This is a genomic window from Streptomyces sp. NPDC102278 (genome assembly GCF_044766345.1).
GTDB lineage: Bacteria > Actinomycetota > Actinomycetes > Streptomycetales > Streptomycetaceae > Streptomyces.
In genome coordinates, this window is sequence record NZ_JBIWLV010000005.1 from 233,922 (window position 1) to 249,069 (window position 15,148).

Genomic DNA, 15,148 nt, shown 5'->3' on the forward strand with positions numbered 1-15,148 from the left:
AGCGGACGCCGGGGCGGGGCCGACGGGGATGTTTCACGTGAAACGGCTCGATGTTTCACGTGAAACGTGACGCGACTCCATGGCGGCGGAGTTCGTTTCACGTGAAACAGGGTGTTTCACGTGAAACACACGGGTTAGCCTCGACGGCTATGAAGCTTCTCCACCTTTTCGATCTCGACGGCACCCTGATGTACGGTTCGGCCGCGCCGGTGGAGATCTCCCGGCAGCTCGGTGTCGGCGAGGAGATCGCCGAGCTTGAGCGGGCGTTCGCCGCGCGTGAGATCGGACCGCAGCAGTTCTCCGTGGCGGCTCACGCCCTGTGGTCGGGGTTGACGTCGGAGCACGTCCGGGCCGCCTTCGACGGAGCCCCGTGGCTGGCGGGGATCCGGGAGGTATGGCAGGAGATCCGAGAGCGCGGGGACCACTGCGCGGTGATCTCCCTGTCGCCGTCCTTCTTCGTGGAGCTGCTGCTGGAGTGGGGTGCGGATGCCGCGCACGGCTCGATCTATCCGGCGGTGCCGTTCAGCGGGCCCCTCGATGTGGCGGGGATCCTGACACCCGAGCTCAAGGTCGATGTCGCCGACCGACTGTGCGCGCGGTTCGGGGTGAGTCGGAGCGACTGCGTCGCGTACGGGGATTCCCTGACCGACGCGGTGCTTTTCGAGGCGGTGCCGAGGTCCGTGGCGGTCAATGCCAGGCCGTATCTGGCGGAACGCGCGACCTACGTCTACGAGGGCCGGGATCTTCGTGAGGCCTACCAGCTCCTGGGGTCGGCACGCCCGGGAGTTCAGGCATCTTAAGGGGAAAGGGGGTTCGAAACTCGGGATTTCCCCATTCCCGCGCAGTGCTGTTGGGTGGCCGGCACGCTGTGAAGCCCGGAACCACGGATTCGAGGCCGTGGCGTGTGCAGACCTACCGAGATTCTCGAAGCGAGGCACCGCATGGACGCTCCGTCCACCAGATCGGCAAGACGGCGGACGGGCCGGATACCGTCCGGGGAAGGTGAGGTCGAGCCGTCTCCCGACGCCGTGCTCATCCGCCGGACCCTGGCGGAGATCGAGCCCGTCGCCGACCGAGTGACCTCGTACTTCTACGCCCTGGTGTTCACGGGGCATCCCGAGGTACGGGGCATGTTCCCCGCGGCGATGGACACCCAGCGCGACCGCCTGCTGAAAGCCCTGCTGACCGCCGCCGAGCACATCGACAACCCGGATGTGCTCGGCCCGTATCTGCGCCGACTGGGAACCGGACACCGCAAGTACGGCACCATGGCGGCCCACTATCCCGCGGTGGGTGAGGCCCTGCTGGGCGCGCTGGCCCGGTACGCCGAGCTGACGTGGGGGCCGCAGACCGAGGCGGCGTGGGTGCGGGCGTACACGACGATCTCCCAGATCATGATCGACGCGGCCTCCGAGGACGAGGCCAAGGCACCGGCCTGGTGGCACGCGGAGGTGGTCTCCCACGACCTGCGCACCTCGGACATCGCGGTGTTGACCGTCAGGCCCGACCAGCCGTACCCGTTCGTCGCAGGGCAGTACACGAGCCTGGAGACCCCGTGGTGGCCCCGGGTGTGGCGGCACTACTCCTTCGCCTCCGCCCCGCGCGCGGACGGCTTGCTCTCCTTCCACGTCAAGGCCGTTCCGGCGGGTTGGGTCTCCAACGCCCTGGTACGGCACGCCCGACCGGGCGACGTGCTGCGCCTGGGGCCTCCGGCCGGCTCGATGGTGGTGGACCACACGACGGACAACGGCATGTTGTGTCTGGGCGGCGGCACCGGGATCGCCCCTATCAAGGCGCTGATCGAGGACGTGGCCGAGCACGGGGAACGCCGCCCGATGGAGGTCTTCTTCGGCGCGCGCAGCGACCACGACCTGTACGACAAGGACACCCTGCTCGGGCTCCAGCGCTCGCACCCCTGGTTGTCGGTGCGTCCCGTGATCGGCGGGGGGCTGGACGGGCAGTTGCCGCAGGCCGTCGGAGAGCACGGACCGTGGAGCTCGTACGACGCGTTCATCTCGGGCCCGCCCGCGATGATCCGCAGCGGTGTGGACGCGCTCAAGCGCATCGGGATCCCCGGGGAGCGGATCCGCTATGACGCGGTGGAGGAGCTGGCGGGCGTCGCGGGCTGAGACCGGGGGACGCCTGCCGGCTCGTCGGGAGGCTCAGCCCAGGTCGGGGGCGTGCATGGCGCGCACGCCCTCGATGTTGCCGTCGAGGTAGTGGCGCAGGGACAGCGGGACGAGGTGGACGGCGGCGATGCCGACCCGGCTGAACGGCACGCGGACGATCTCGTACTCGCCCTCGGGCTCGTCGATCTCGGGGCCGTGGCGTTGGTCCGGGTCCATGGATTCGAGATGGCAGACGAAGAAGTGCTGCACCTTCACTCCGGTGACTCCACCGTCGGCGATGTGCTCGACGGTGTCGACGAAGCAGGGCACCACGTCGGTGATCTTCGCGCCGAGTTCTTCGTGGACCTCGCGATGGAGCGCGTCGACGACGGTGGCGTCCGAGGACTCCACTCCACCGCCTGGGGTCAGCCAGTACGGGTCGACGCCGGGCTTGGTGCGCTTGATGAGGATCAGGTCGTCACCGTCGAGCAGGATCGCGCGGGCGGTGCGTTTGACCACGGGGCGTTCGGTCATGGGAGAAGAGTGGCCCAGACTTCCGCTTCTGAAACGCGGGCCCGTGAAACGGCCCCGCCCCGGGCCGGTCGGCTCACCAGTCCGTGGCCGTGTGCAGGAGCCGGTCGTGGGCCCGGGCGAGATGGGCGAGGGCCAGGCTTCCGGTGCGTACGACGAGGAACCAGGTGCGCAGCGGTGGCACGGCGGGCTCCAGCAGCGAGACGATCCGCCGGCTGTCGAGGGCGTCTTGGCACAGGTAGCGGGGCAGGACGGCGAGTCCCGCGCCGGCGCGGACGCACTCCAGTACCGCCCTCAGGTCGGGGGCGATCACGGTGGCGGCGGTGTCGGGCAGGCTGTCGAACACGGCGGCCCAGTAGCGGGTGACGAGGGGCAGGCTCTCGTGGACCTCGACCACGGGGATTCCGTCGAGTGCGCCGGATGCGCCGGGCCCCTTGGCGCGCAGGGGTTCCGCATCGACGAGTGCGGCCCAGTAGGGGGCCGCGACCAGGACCTGTTCCTCGTCGCAGAGAGCGGTGGCGGTGAACAGGGAGCCGCGCGGGCGGGAGGTCGTGACGATGAGGTCGTGCTGTCCGGAGGCCAGGCCGTCGAGGGTCTCCTCGGCGTCGGCGCTCAGGGCGGTGCGCAGGGTCTGGCCCTGGCCGACCAGCGGTGCGAGGGCGGGGAGCACGCGAAGGCTCAGGAACTCGGGAGGCCCGGCGACGTGCAGTGTGCGTAAGGCCCCGGTGGCCTCCCGTTCGGTTTCGGCGATCCGGAGCAGCGCGTCCAGGTGCGGGGCGGCTTTGTGCGCGAGCTCGTCGCCGACGGCGGTGGGAGTGACGCCCCGGGCACGCCGGTGGAACAGGGGCCGCCCCAGCTGGCGTTCGAGGGTTCGTATCTGCGAGGTGACGGCCGGCTGGGACAGCCCGAGGAGCGTGGCGGCCCGAGTGAACGAGCCCGCTCGGTGCACGGCGACGAAGGTACGCAGCAGGGCCAGGTCCATGAGGGCCCCTCTCGGTGGGGGCCTTCAACTATAAATATGCCGATAGGCCCCTGTCGTTACCGTGATTGGACTCTGACAGACAGTCAACTAGCCTTGTCGACGTGGTTCTTCACACGAGGAACCAGAGGCGGTCCGAGCCACCAGGGGGGAGGCTCGGACCGCCTTTTCGGTGCCGCTCAGTGGCCCTGACCGGCGCGGTCAAGGGCTCGCAACACGTCGGCGACCAGGTCTTCGGTGTCCTCGGCGCCGGCGGAGAAGCGGATGAACCCCTCCGGCACGGCGTCGCCGCCCCACCGTCCACGACGCTCGGCGGTGGACCGTACTCCCCCGAAACTCGTGGCGTCCTCCACCAGTCGCAGGGCGTCCATGAACCGTTCCGCTCGTCCGCGGTCCGCCAGGGTGAAGGAGACCACCGAGCCGAAGCCCCGCATCTGGCGCGCCCCCGTCTTGTGCGACGGGTCCGAGGGAAGGCCCGGGTAGCGCAGTCCGCTCACGTCGCCGCGTTCGGCCAGCGCTTCGGCGACGGCCAGGGCGTTGGCCCACTGGCGCTGGGCGCGCAACTGGATGGTGGCGAGGGAGCGGTGGGCGAGCCAGGCCTCCATGGGCCCGGGGATCGCTCCGACGATCTTGCGCCAGCGGCGGACGGCCGCCGCGAGCGCGGGGTCGAGGCACACCACGTAGCCGAGGAGAAGATCACCGTGACCGGTGAGTCCCTTGGTGCCGCTGGCGACGGAGAAGTCCGCGCCGAGTTCCAGGGGCCGTTGCCCGAGCGGGGTGGCGAGGGTGTTGTCGACGGCGACCAGGGTTCCGCCGGCGTGCGCGGCCGCGACCAGGCGCCGCACGTCGCAGACGTCGAGCCCCGGGTTGGACGGGGTCTCGATCCACAGCAGTCGGGCTCCGTGGAGCTCGCCCAGCTGGGCCTCGTCGGCGGTCGGGGCGGTGCGCACGTGGATTCCGTACGCCTCCAGTTGCTCGCGGAGCAGCGGCAGCGCCTGGTAGCCGTCGTCGGGGAGGACGACGGTGTCGCCGGTGCGTGCCTGGGAGAGCAGGACGGCGGAGATCGCGGCCATGCCGGAGGCGAAGACGATCGTCTCGGCGTCGCTGCGGCCGGGCGCCTCCAGTTCCCCGATGGCCTTCTCCAGCAGGGTCCAGGTGGGATTGGTGTCGCGGCCGTAGGTGTACGGCCCTTCGACGTCGCCGGGCAGGTGGAAGTGCGCGGCGAAGACTGGCCCGGGGAGGGTCGGCTCATTCTTGACCGGTTCGGGCAGGCCGGCGCGGACGGCCCGGGTGCCGTCGCCGTACCCGTCGCTTCCGGGGGTGTGCGGGTCGTTCACGGGGTGGGCTCCTTTACCGCCGCGCGTACGGCGTTCAGCAGGCCGGGGCTCGCGGCCTCGATCAGTTCCAGGCACTCCTCGAACCCGTCGAGGGAGCCGTAGTAGGGGTCCGGTACGTCCAGCCCCTCGTCATCCGCGCCGGTGGCATCGGGGTCGTGGGAACGTAGCAGCCGGACCTTGGCGGCGTCCTCGGGGGTGGGGGCGAGCGCGCGCAAGTCCCGCAGGTGACCGGCGTCGAGCGCGATGACGAGGTCGAGCCGGTCGAACCACGCGGCCCGGAAGCGTCGGGCACGGTGGTCCTGCTCGTACCCGGACGCCTCCAGCACGGACACGGCGCGCGGGTCGGCGCCGTCGCCCTCGTGCCACCCACCGGTGCCGGCGCTGTCCACCGCGATCCGGTGGGCGAGCCCCGCTTCGGCGACGTGGGCGCGGAAGACGGACTCGGCCATGGGAGAGCGGCAGATGTTGCCCGTGCAGACGAAGCACACGCGGTACATGGGCGTCCGTTCAGTCCTTGTCGGGCAGGGCCATGTTCACGGCCCAGGAGACGATGGAGATGATCAGACCGCCGAGGAGGGCGGTCCAGAATCCGTCGACGTGGAAGCTGAGGTCGAACTGCTTCGCAAGCCAGGAGGTCAGCAGCAACATCAAGGCGTTCACGACAAGGGTGAAGAGGCCGAGAGTGAGGACGAACAGGGGGAGCGAGAGCAGCTTCACCACGGGCTTGACGATGAAGTTGACCAGGCCGAAGACCAGGGCGACCAGGATCAGCGTGAGCGCCCGCCGGCCCGTGCTGCTGCCGTCGTCGAGGGTGATGCCGGCGAGCAGCCAGATGGCGACGGCCAGGGCCGCCGCGTTGGCGAGAGTCTTGACTACGAAATTCGTCATGCGTCCGATCGTTGCAGAGAAGGTCCTGGCGGGACATCGGCAGATCAGCGGATCCCGCGGCACCACGGAGCAAGGGGTAGAGGAACGATGAAGGTCTTCCGGCTGGACGAACTCGAATCGGAGCGGGCCGCCAACGACGGCGCCTACCTCCAATTCCTGCGGGAGCGGAACATGTCGGTCGGGTTGTACGCGCTCGACGCGGGGCAGAGCGACCCGCAACAGCCGCACCGGCAGGACGAGGTGTACTACGTGGTGAGCGGCCGGGCCTCGATCACGGTCGGGGAGGAGACCGAGACGGTGGCCAACGGCAGCGTCGTCTACGTGCCGGCCGGAGTGCCGCACAAGTTCCACCACATCACCGAGCCGCTGAAGGTGTTGGTGGTGTTCTCCCCGCCGGAAGGCTGACGGCTGAGGGTCGGCCCCCTGATCCCCCTAGGGGTCGGATCAGGGGGTTCCGAGGGCTCGCGGGGCCCCGTGCGAAGCCGTGTCCTCCTAGCATCGAGAGCAGGAAGTCACGGACGAGGAAGAGGTAGGGGACATGGACGGGATCCGAGCGATGTTCGAGGGCATGCCGTGGTGGGTCAAGTGGATCGCCGTTCCACTGCTGGCCCTGGTCGTCTTCGGCGGTGTGATCACCACCGTCCTCGGCACGCTGATCGCGCTCGTCTTCAAGCTGCTGCTCTTCGTCGCCCTGGTCGGCGGGCTGATCTTCGTGGTCAAGAAGTTCACCGGCAACGGTTCGAAGTCCTCTTCCCAGGACTGGTAGAACGGACTGGTAGAACGCCCCCTCCGACCGGCACCGGGATTGAGCCAGCAGAGGGAACGTGACGCGTGAAACCATCCATACCCACGGAATCGATGGATAGAGTGGCAATCTGTGCCGTTCCCGGGGCACCGAAAAAGCCGGTACTGCCGCTCTGACCTGCGGCTATGACGCCTAGCCGACACGTGTGACCCCCAGGATCACGGCATGTGCGGGGGTGGCCCCCGCAGAGCGGGCCCCTCAAGGCCCGTGCCATGCCTGGGGGTGAGCTTTGTCTTCGGTTCACAATTCCGCTGTGCCGACTCTGATCGGTTCGGTGCAGCGGGCGTTGAGACTGCTCGAAGCCGTGGCCTCACACAGTGGGGGAGCGCCCGCGAAGCAACTGGCCCGCGAGGCCGGACTTCCGCTCCCCACCGCGTATCACCTGCTGCGCACACTGACCCACGAGGGCTATCTGCGCAGAGAGGGCGGAGTCTTCGTACTCGGCGACGCCGCAGGGCGGCTGGCCGTTGGGGGACTTCAGCAGAAACGTCGCAGCATGATCCTCGACTCGCTCGCGCACTTCCGCGAAGCCGTGGGGGCACCCGTCTACTTCGCGGTCTTCCGCGAGGGTGAGATCGAGGTCGTGGGTGTTTCGGACACCCAGGCCAGCCCGGCGTGCGAGGAATGGGCGGACTTTCGGGAGACCGGCCACGCCCACGCCATCGGTCAGTGCCTCTTGGGCCAGCTCGACGAAACGACGCGCAAGGACTACTACGAGCGGCACCCGGTCGAGGCCATCACCCCGTACACGGTGCGGGACATGCACTCCCTGGAGCAGCGCATCGCAGCCCTGGGCCGGATGCAACCCGTCGTCGAACGGCAGGAGTACTCCCTGGGCACGGTGTGCGCGGCCATTCCGATCACCGCGGGGGACACCGCCGCGACGATGGCCATTTCCCTCCCCCTACACCAAGAGGGCGAGTTGCTCTATGTAGTCAATCGACTACGGAGTGAAGTAGGCGCGCTGTTGAGCACCCTCTCCTTCTCTATCAGTATCTGAAAACTCACTCCTTGTGATCCGCAAGCGCTTCCACCACTCTTGTCAAGAGGCCTAGAGGGACCATTCCTGGCCACTTCCACGACAGCGGGGTAGGCAATGCGCGAGTCCGTACAGGCAGAGGTCATGATGAACTTCCTCGTTTCCGAGGAGCTTTCGTTCCGGATCCCGGTGGAACTCCGATACGACGCTCACGACCCCTACGCGGTACGCCTGACCTTCCACCTCCCCGGCGACGCCCCTGTGACCTGGGCATTCGGCCGAGAGCTGCTCCTCGACGGCATCAACAAGTCCTGTGGTGAAGGCGATGTGCACATCGCTCCCACCGAGCCGGAAGAGCTGTCCGACGTCCACATCCGTCTGCAGGTCGGGGGAGACCGCGCGTTGTTCCGTGCCGGCGCGGCGCCGCTCGTCGCGTTCCTCGACCGGACCGACCGGCTTGTTCCGCTCGGTCAGGAGCGCACTCTGAGTGACTTCGAGGGGAACCTCGACGAGGCGCTCGGCAAGATCCTGGACTCGTCCCAGCAGAACGAGCGGAACGCGGGCTGAGCGGCTCCCCCGTTCGTCGCGCCCACCCGCCGTCGCCCCTGTCCGGTCCCGCCCCGATGTTCAGCGCTTGCGTCGCCGGCCCCGGCCGCCGCGTACCGGCCCCGCGGCCGGCGTGGCGCCCGGAGCGCCCGGGCGGTCGGCTGAGACCACCAGCGCGGCCAGTGCCGTGGTGACCGGTACCGAGGCCACGAGCCCGATCGAGCCCACGAGGGTGCGTACGATCTCCTCCGCGACCAGTTCGCTGTTGGCGACCGCGCCCATGCTGCTGTTCGCGATCGAGAACAGCAGGAGCAGGGGCAGGGCCGCGCCCGCGTACGCCAACACCAGCGTGTTGACGACGGACGCGATGTGGTCGCGGCCGATCCGGATGCCCGCCCGGTACAGGGCTCGCGGACCCATCTTCGGGTCTGCCTGGTGGAGTTCCCATACCGCCGAGGTCTGGGTGACCGTCACGTCGTCGAGGACGCCCAGGGACCCGATGATCACGCCCGCGAGCAGCAGGCCGCTCATGTCGATCTCCGGGTAAAGACCGTGGATCAGGCCGGTGTTGTCGTCGGTGTTCCCGCTGAGGAAGGCCCAGCCGATGAACCACGACCCCAACAGGCCGATCAGCAAGAGCGAGACGAGCGTCCCCAGGACGGCGACCGAGGTGCGCGCGGTCAGCCCGTGGCACATGTAGAGGGCGATCAGCATGATCGCGCTGGCTCCGATGACCGCTACGAGCAGCGGATTGGACCCCTGGAGGATCGCCGGGAGGATGAAGAGGGTCAGGACGCTGAAACTGACGGCGAGGGCGATCAGCGCGAACAGTCCACGCATCCGCCCGACGATGACGACCGCGAGGGCGAAGATCCCGGCGAGCAGCGCCATCGGGAACTTCCGGTTGACGTCGATCACGGAGTACTGGAGGTCTCGGGGCGCGTCCGGGGCGTACGCGACCACCACTTCCTGACCGTTCGCCAACTGGCGCGGAGCGCCGGGCTGGACGATCTCGAAGAAGGTCCGGCCCTCGTCGGAGCCACTGGTGACCTCGATGGTGGCCTTCTTGCACTCGCCGGTCTGCGCCGCCTGGGCCTCACGGCCCTCGGGAGTGGAGGTGTCGCCGGTGGGTGGGACCTGCGAGGCGTTCACCGACTTGCAGTCGACCTGGGCCAGGGCGACGACCTTCCCCTGCTGGGTCTGGCGGTCGAACCCGACTCCGGTGCGTTCGTGGGCGGGGGCGCCCCCCGGCCAGAGCACCACCATGCCGATGAAGACGGCGGTGGCGAAGGGGATCAGTACGGCCGCGATGACCTTGCGCAGGTGCTTGGAAACGGGAGCAGCCGGGCCGTGGCTGTGGCTGTGGGAATGTCCGTGGGAGGGGCTTGGCACATGGCCGTGTGGGGAGTGTTCGTGGCCGGCGTGACCGGGGTGCTCTACGGGTTCGGTGGGGGGCTGCGGCGAGGTCGTCACCGGCCGATCATCGCAAGAGATGAGGGGGCCCACTGTTCAGCACGCCACAGATGACGCTAGCGTGGGGGCACCTTTGCACAACGCGGGAGCTCGGAGCACCGGGCTGAGAGGGCGCTGATCACCGTACGCACGTCGTCACGACGTACGGGAAGAGGCTGCGTCGACCGCCGAACCTGTTACCGGGTAATGCCGGCGTAGGGAGATCAGGTCTCATGACCATTCAGGACGCACGCACGCCTGCCGTCAGCCAGGACGCCGACGGCCAGACCGAGCGCCAGCCCGGCTGGCACAAGGGATACCTGGCGGGATCCCGGCCCGACATCCGGGTACCGGTCCGCCAGGTCCACCTCACCAACGGCAAGGACGTGACGCTCTACGACACGTCCGGTCCGTACACCGACCCCCAGATCGAGACGGACGTCCGCCGGGGCCTCGCTCCGCTGCGCGAGAACTGGATCATCGGTCGCGGCGACACCGAGGAGTACTCGGGCCGCCCCGTGCGTCCCGAGGACGACGGCATCAAGCACACGTCGCCCCGCGGCGGCCTCAAGAACCTCGACGCGGTCTTCCCGGGCCGGCCGCGTCAGCCCCGCCGGGGCCGCGGCGGCGCCGCCGTCACACAGCTCGCGTACGCCCGGCGGGGCGAGATCACCCCGGAGATGGAGTACGTCGCGATCCGCGAGAACGTCTCCCCCGAGGTCGTCCGCGAGGAGATCGCGGCAGGTCGCGCGGTGCTTCCGGCGAACGTGAACCACCCGGAGATCGAGCCGATGATCATCGGCAAGCGCTTCCTGGTGAAGGTCAACGCCAACATCGGCAACTCGGCCGTCACCTCCTCCATCGAGGAGGAGGTGGACAAGATGACCTGGGCGACCAAGTGGGGCGCCGACACGGTCATGGACCTCTCCACCGGCCGCAACATCCACACCACGCGTGAGTGGGTGCTGCGCAACTCCCCCGTCCCGATCGGCACCGTGCCGCTGTACCAGGCGCTGGAGAAGGTCGACGGCCGTGCCGAGGACCTGACGTGGGAGATCTACAAGGACACGGTCATCGAGCAGGCCGAGCAGGGCGTCGACTACATGACGGTGCACGCCGGCGTGCTGCTGCCGTACGTGCCGCTGACCGCCCGCCGCAAGACCGGCATCGTCTCGCGCGGTGGCTCGATCATGGCCGCGTGGTGCCTCGCGCACCACAAGGAGAACTTCCTCTACACGAACTTCGAGGAGCTCTGCGAGATCCTGGCGGCGTACGACGTCACGTACTCGCTGGGTGACGGCCTGCGCCCCGGCTCCATCGCCGACGCGAACGACGCGGCGCAGTTCGCGGAGTTGCGGACGCTGGGCGAGCTGAACACCATCGCCAAGCGGCACAACGTCCAGACGATGATCGAGGGCCCGGGCCACGTCCCGATGCACAAGATCAAGGAGAACATCGACCTCCAGCAGGAGATCTGCGAGGAGGCGCCGTTCTACACGCTCGGGCCGCTGACCACCGACGTCGCTCCCGCGTACGACCACATCACCTCCGGCATCGGCGCCGCCATGATCGCCTGGTGGGGTACCGCGATGCTCTGCTACGTGACGCCCAAGGAGCACCTGGGCCTGCCCAACCGGGACGACGTGAAGACCGGCGTCATCACGTACAAGATCTCCGCTCACGCGGCCGACCTGGCCAAGGGACACCCGGGTGCCCAGGAGTGGGACGACGCGCTGTCGGACGCCCGTTTCGAATTCCGTTGGGAGGACCAGTTCAACCTGGCCCTCGACCCGGACACGGCTCGCTCCTTCCACGACGAGACCCTCCCGGCGGAGCCGGCCAAGACCGCGCACTTCTGCTCCATGTGCGGGCCCAAGTTCTGCTCGATGAAGATCTCCCAGGACATCCGCCGTGAGCACGGTGGTGACCTGAAGGCGGATGAGATCCAGGCGGGCATGGCGGAGAAGTCCGCCGAGTTCGCCGCCTCGGGCAACCGCGTCTACCTGCCACTGGCGGACTGACGCGGGACGCGGTGCCGTCGTTGTCCGGACCGGGGGGATCGGACAGCGGTGGCACCTTCGTCCGTTCGTCGCGACGTTCGGGCATCGAATCCCCAGCGCTCGAATCTTTGGCGCTCGAATCCCTGGCGCCCGAATCCCTCGCGCCCGAATCCCTTGCGTTCGAGTGTGCTTCAACTCCTAGAGTCCACCGCCATGACCATGCGATACAGAAATCTGGGCGGGACCGGCATAGAGGTGAGCGCTCACTGCCTCGGCACCATGATGTTCGGGGCCGTGGGGAACCCGGATCACGAGGAGTGCGTACGGATCATCCACGCCGCGCTCGACCGGGGGATCAACTTCGTCGACACTGCGGACATGTACTCCGCAGGCGAGTCGGAGGTGATCGTGGGCAAGGCACTCAAGGGGCGCCGCGACGACGTCGTGCTCGCCACGAAGGTGCACTTCCAGATGGGGGAGGGACGCAACCGCAGCGGAAACTCGCGGCGGTGGATCGTCCGGGCCGTGGAGGACAGTCTCCGGAGGCTGGACACCGACTGGATCGACCTCTACCAGGTGCACCGGCCCGACCACGGCACCGACGTCGAGGAGACCCTGGCCGTACTCGGTGACCTGGTGCGGGCAGGCAAGATCCGGGCCTTCGGGTGCTCCACCTTCCCGGCCGACGAACTGGTCGAGGCGCATCACGTCGCCGAGCGCCGAGCGCTGCCGCGGTTCCGCACGGAGCAACCGCCGTACTCGATCCTCGCCCGCGGCATCGAGGCCGCCGTGCTCCCCGTGGCCCGGCGCCATGGCATGGGTGTGCTGACCTGGAGTCCGCTCGCATCCGGATTCCTGAGCGGCAGGTACCGGCTCGGTGGATCCGTCGACCTGACATCGGGGCGGGCGGCACTGACGCCCGCTCGGTTCGACCCGGCGATTCCCGGCAACGTCGCGAAGCTGGAAGCCGTGGAGCGGCTCGTCGAGTTGGCCGACGAGATCGGCTGCTCACTCCCGGAACTGGCGGTGGCATTCCCGGTGGCGCACCCGGCCGTCACCTCGGTGATCATCGGCCCGCGCACCATGGAGCAGATGGAGTCGCTGGTCGACGGAGCTGGGTTGGTCCTCGACGACGCGGTGCTCGACCGGATCGACGAGATCGTGCCGCCGGGCCACAACCTCTACCAGCCCGACGGTGTCTGGCGCCCGCCGGCGCTGACGGAGGTGGCGCAGCGACGGCGGGCGCTCGGGGACCGCTCGGCGGGTTAGAGGCCGGAGCCGTGCGACGTTTCACGTGAAACAGAAGCAGAGGTTTCACGTGAAACAGACCCGGATGTTTCACGTGAAACAGGCAGGCCCGTTTCACGTGAAACAGGCATCACGGACCGGAGCTGGGCACGGGAGACGGCGAACCCGCGGTTGATCTCGGTCTGCCGACGGTAGGTCTCCGGAAGGTCGGGCATCGCGAGCAGTCGGTCGCAGGCGCGGAGGGACCCGGCCACATCTCCCACCCAGTAGGCGGTGATCGAGTGCTCGAAGAGCAGACCCCACCGGTACACCCAGGGTTGGACGAACAGCAGGTCGTCCGGGGCCGGCTGGTCGAGGACGGCGCCGGTGATCGCGTGCGCGCCGTGGTGGCGGCCTTGGAGGCGCAGCCTTGAGGCGAGTTCGTAGCAGGCTTCCAGGCGCTCGGGCCGGGACTCCCAGGCCCGCGAGAGAGCGTCCATGGCGGCGGGCCAGTCGGCGGTGTCGCCGGAGTCACCGCGCAGGATGCCGGCCTGGAGCAGCGCGCAGTAGACCTCCTCGGCCCACCCGCCCATGGCCGCGCGTCGCTCGTAGAGCCGGACGGCGGCCGCCGTGTCGCCCATGTCGCGCAGTGTCTGGGCGAGGTAGAAGACGGTTCGGGTGTTGGACGGGTCCCGCTGGAATTCGGCGCCCAGCAGGCGGGCGTCCCGTTCGAACTTGTCGTGCCGGGAGCCACCGTCGGCATGGTCCTCGATGGCGAGGGCGTCGAGGTTCTCCTGGAGTCCGGGGCGTCTGTCGTTCTCGTCGCGCCGATCGCAGGTGAGGTACTCGTGGGTGACGCCCTCGTACCGCCAGGGGAGGTCGCTGCGGACCAGGCGTTTGACGCGGTACTCGGTCGGGCCGAGGTGGCGGAGCATGTACGAGTCCGCGGTGAGCGGGGGCAGCGGTCCGTCGGGGCGCAGGACGTGATCCGCGTCGAGGAGGAGCAGGTAGTCGGCCTTGCCGCGGGCGTGACCGATGTTGAGGCTCCGGTTGTGCCCGAAGTCGACCCACGGGTCCTCGCGCAGCTCGCCGGGGATCCCGTGCAGGGCCGTGCGGATCAGCTGGGGGGTGGCGTCCGTGGAGCCCGTGTCGGAGATGACCCAGGTGTCGATGAGATGCCGTACGGAGTCGAGGCAGCGTTCGATGACGGCGGCCTCGTTCTTCACGATCATGCAGAGGCAAATGGTCGGATTCACGGCCGCTGACCCTAGGGAGGGGTTCGCGGGGCCGCGGGACGGCACGCCGGTGTGCGGCCGGGGTGGTCCCCGGGGCGCCGCCAAGTGGTCCTGTCCGATGGGCCGTTCCGCCCAACACGGGCGGGCGGCGATCAGGTCACTCCCGTTCGTGTTCCGCGCCTCCGAAGTCCGGGCTGGTGAAGTCCGGCGGCGAGTAGCCGGGCCGCGCGGCTCCTCCGGACGTGCCGGGGCTCGTGAAGTCCGGCGCGGTGTAACCGAGGTTGGGCATCCGGCTGGAGGGAAGTCGTCGGACGGGCGAGCCCGGGCGGGTGCTCGGATCGGCCAGCGCGTCCCGCAGGAACGGCATGATGCCGCGTTCCAGCAGGGCGTTGCGCCAGGCCTCCCGGGCGCGGGAGAGCTCGTCGGGTATCGCGACGGTCTCTGTGGCCGCTACCTCGGTGGAGCTGTTGCGGATCGCCGTCACCAGCAGCCCGATCACCGCGAACAACAGCGCGGCCACGGTGAGGGCGCCGAAGAGCCAACCGGCCGTCAGCATCGTTTTGGCGAACGCGGGTTCGGGGTCGAGCATCTTGAGGCTGTAGCCCACCAGCAGGAAGATCAGCATGGCGGTGCCGGCCAGGACCGGCGCCAGGACGGCCACGATGGCGCTCACTCCCGCCCCGCCGTCCTGACCGTTGTCCTGGCCCTCTCCGGTCCTTCCCGAGCCCGTCAGGGCCTCGTCGCGCAGGTCCTCGCGGACCTTCACGAAGTGGTCGTACTCGGCGGCGGCGGCCGCCGTCAGGATCGCACTGGCCCCCATGGCCATGGTGCGCAACTGTTCGGCGTTCAGTCGTTCGCCCAGGGCGGCGAGTTCGGGCCGCTCGTTCGCCGTGCGCAGCGCCTCGTCGAGGAGCCGATCGAATTCCGGTCGATCTTCGGTGAGCAGGTGCGGAGCGCTGGTCATGTGCATCCCCCGATGCTCCGTACAAGCCGGTATGCCCGCGTAGACCCGGGCGCCGGCACAAACGGAGGAGAGCCTGCTGCGGATAGAGCGATGGTAG

Annotated in this window: 16 protein-coding genes and 1 riboswitch; of the genes, 8 read left to right on the plus strand and 8 right to left on the minus strand. The window is 68.9% G+C overall.

The window, feature by feature from the left end; translation table 11 throughout:
* Nucleotides 1-149: 149 nt before the first annotated feature.
* Nucleotides 150-800: an HAD family hydrolase gene (locus ACIRO3_RS15720; protein ID WP_404136735.1), complete on the plus strand. Its 651-nt coding sequence runs from the start codon at nt 150-152 to the stop codon at nt 798-800.
* Nucleotides 801-941: 141 nt separating this feature from the next.
* Nucleotides 942-2,129 (plus strand): globin domain-containing protein, encoded by a 1,188-nt coding sequence (locus ACIRO3_RS15725; RefSeq protein ID WP_404136738.1) that lies wholly within the window; start codon nt 942-944, stop codon nt 2,127-2,129.
* Between the two features lie 33 nt (nt 2,130-2,162).
* On the opposite strand, the gene ACIRO3_RS15730 is transcribed toward ACIRO3_RS15725, so the two are convergent.
* From ACIRO3_RS15730 to ACIRO3_RS15750, 5 genes are all read right to left on the minus strand, one after another.
* Nucleotides 2,163-2,642, minus strand: coding sequence for an NUDIX hydrolase (locus ACIRO3_RS15730; protein WP_365997354.1), 480 nt, complete (start codon nt 2,640-2,642; stop codon nt 2,163-2,165).
* Nucleotides 2,643-2,715: 73 nt separating this feature from the next.
* The gene (locus ACIRO3_RS15735; protein WP_404136742.1) at nt 2,716-3,621 is read right to left on the minus strand and encodes a LysR family transcriptional regulator; all 906 of its coding nucleotides are present in this window, start codon (nt 3,619-3,621) and stop codon (nt 2,716-2,718) included.
* A gap of 176 nt (nt 3,622-3,797) precedes the next feature.
* Nucleotides 3,798-4,955, minus strand: coding sequence for a cystathionine gamma-lyase (locus ACIRO3_RS15740; RefSeq protein ID WP_404136745.1), 1,158 nt, complete (start codon nt 4,953-4,955; stop codon nt 3,798-3,800).
* Nucleotides 4,952-5,452 (minus strand): low molecular weight protein-tyrosine-phosphatase, encoded by a 501-nt coding sequence (locus ACIRO3_RS15745; protein WP_404136748.1) that lies wholly within the window; start codon nt 5,450-5,452, stop codon nt 4,952-4,954. Before ACIRO3_RS15745 ends, ACIRO3_RS15740 begins: the two co-directional genes overlap by 4 nt.
* 10 nt (nt 5,453-5,462) lie before the next feature.
* Nucleotides 5,463-5,843, minus strand: coding sequence for a phage holin family protein (locus ACIRO3_RS15750; RefSeq protein ID WP_361770745.1), 381 nt, complete (start codon nt 5,841-5,843; stop codon nt 5,463-5,465).
* Nucleotides 5,844-5,930: 87 nt separating this feature from the next.
* Here ACIRO3_RS15750 and ACIRO3_RS15755 point away from each other — a divergent pair, with 87 nt between their 5' ends.
* The 4 genes from ACIRO3_RS15755 (at nt 5,931) to ACIRO3_RS15770 (ending at nt 8,194) form a co-directional block, all read left to right on the plus strand.
* Complete coding sequence (locus tag ACIRO3_RS15755) at nt 5,931-6,248, plus strand: cupin domain-containing protein (protein WP_361770747.1); 318 nt, start codon at nt 5,931-5,933, stop codon at nt 6,246-6,248.
* A 142-nt stretch (nt 6,249-6,390) separates the two neighbouring features.
* A complete protein-coding gene (locus ACIRO3_RS15760) occupies nt 6,391-6,609 on the plus strand; it encodes a DUF5326 family protein (RefSeq protein ID WP_404137160.1) in 219 nt (72 codons plus the stop codon).
* A gap of 292 nt (nt 6,610-6,901) precedes the next feature.
* Nucleotides 6,902-7,648 carry a helix-turn-helix domain-containing protein gene (locus ACIRO3_RS15765; RefSeq protein WP_365997359.1) on the plus strand — a complete coding sequence of 249 codons (747 nt, stop codon included), beginning with the start codon at nt 6,902-6,904 and terminating at the stop codon, nt 7,646-7,648.
* 96 nt (nt 7,649-7,744) lie between these two features.
* Entirely contained in the window at nt 7,745-8,194 is a 450-nt protein-coding gene (locus ACIRO3_RS15770; protein WP_404136754.1) for an SsgA family sporulation/cell division regulator, read from the plus strand.
* A gap of 60 nt (nt 8,195-8,254) precedes the next feature.
* Here the strand turns inward: ACIRO3_RS15770 and ACIRO3_RS15775 are convergent, their stop codons facing one another.
* A complete protein-coding gene (locus ACIRO3_RS15775; protein ID WP_404136757.1) occupies nt 8,255-9,679 on the minus strand; it encodes a YibE/F family protein in 1,425 nt (474 codons plus the stop codon).
* A gap of 39 nt (nt 9,680-9,718) precedes the next feature.
* A riboswitch (TPP riboswitch) is annotated at nt 9,719-9,864 on the plus strand.
* On the opposite strand from ACIRO3_RS15775, the gene thiC reads away from it, so the two are divergent.
* A complete protein-coding gene (gene thiC, locus ACIRO3_RS15780) occupies nt 9,859-11,646 on the plus strand; it encodes a phosphomethylpyrimidine synthase ThiC (RefSeq protein WP_361770755.1) in 1,788 nt (595 codons plus the stop codon). (Overlaps the previous riboswitch by 6 nt.)
* 198 nt (nt 11,647-11,844) lie before the next feature.
* Nucleotides 11,845-12,894 (plus strand): aldo/keto reductase, encoded by a 1,050-nt coding sequence (locus ACIRO3_RS15785; RefSeq protein WP_404137163.1) that lies wholly within the window; start codon nt 11,845-11,847, stop codon nt 12,892-12,894.
* Here ACIRO3_RS15785 and ACIRO3_RS15790 read toward each other — a convergent pair.
* On the minus strand, nt 12,891-14,084 hold the full coding sequence (locus tag ACIRO3_RS15790) for a glycosyltransferase (RefSeq protein ID WP_404136760.1): 1,194 nt from the start codon (nt 14,082-14,084) through the stop codon (nt 12,891-12,893). The genes ACIRO3_RS15785 and ACIRO3_RS15790 overlap by 4 nt on opposite strands.
* Before the next feature lie 160 nt (nt 14,085-14,244).
* Entirely contained in the window at nt 14,245-15,057 is an 813-nt protein-coding gene (locus tag ACIRO3_RS15795; protein ID WP_404136763.1) for a hypothetical protein, read from the minus strand.
* Nucleotides 15,058-15,148: the final 91 nt, after the last annotated feature.

What these genes read in the sequence shown, in the direction of transcription:
- ACIRO3_RS15735 (WP_404136742.1), bottom strand. Translation starts at nt 3,621, where the DNA reads ATGGACCTGGCCCTGCTGCGTACCTTCGTCGCCGTGCACCGAGCGGGC.
- ACIRO3_RS15725 (WP_404136738.1), top strand. Translation starts at nt 942, where the DNA reads ATGGACGCTCCGTCCACCAGATCGGCAAGACGGCGGACGGGCCGGATA.
- ACIRO3_RS15745 (WP_404136748.1), bottom strand. Translation starts at nt 5,452, where the DNA reads ATGTACCGCGTGTGCTTCGTCTGCACGGGCAACATCTGCCGCTCTCCC.
- ACIRO3_RS15790 (WP_404136760.1), bottom strand. Translation starts at nt 14,084, where the DNA reads ATGATCGTGAAGAACGAGGCCGCCGTCATCGAACGCTGCCTCGACTCC.
- ACIRO3_RS15785 (WP_404137163.1), top strand. Translation starts at nt 11,845, where the DNA reads ATGCGATACAGAAATCTGGGCGGGACCGGCATAGAGGTGAGCGCTCAC.
- ACIRO3_RS15730 (WP_365997354.1), bottom strand. Translation starts at nt 2,642, where the DNA reads ATGACCGAACGCCCCGTGGTCAAACGCACCGCCCGCGCGATCCTGCTC.
- ACIRO3_RS15770 (WP_404136754.1), top strand. Translation starts at nt 7,745, where the DNA reads ATGCGCGAGTCCGTACAGGCAGAGGTCATGATGAACTTCCTCGTTTCC.
- thiC (WP_361770755.1), top strand. Translation starts at nt 9,859, where the DNA reads ATGACCATTCAGGACGCACGCACGCCTGCCGTCAGCCAGGACGCCGAC.
- ACIRO3_RS15755 (WP_361770747.1), top strand. Translation starts at nt 5,931, where the DNA reads ATGAAGGTCTTCCGGCTGGACGAACTCGAATCGGAGCGGGCCGCCAAC.
- ACIRO3_RS15720 (WP_404136735.1), top strand. Translation starts at nt 150, where the DNA reads ATGAAGCTTCTCCACCTTTTCGATCTCGACGGCACCCTGATGTACGGT.
- ACIRO3_RS15795 (WP_404136763.1), bottom strand. Translation starts at nt 15,057, where the DNA reads ATGCACATGACCAGCGCTCCGCACCTGCTCACCGAAGATCGACCGGAA.
- ACIRO3_RS15750 (WP_361770745.1), bottom strand. Translation starts at nt 5,843, where the DNA reads ATGACGAATTTCGTAGTCAAGACTCTCGCCAACGCGGCGGCCCTGGCC.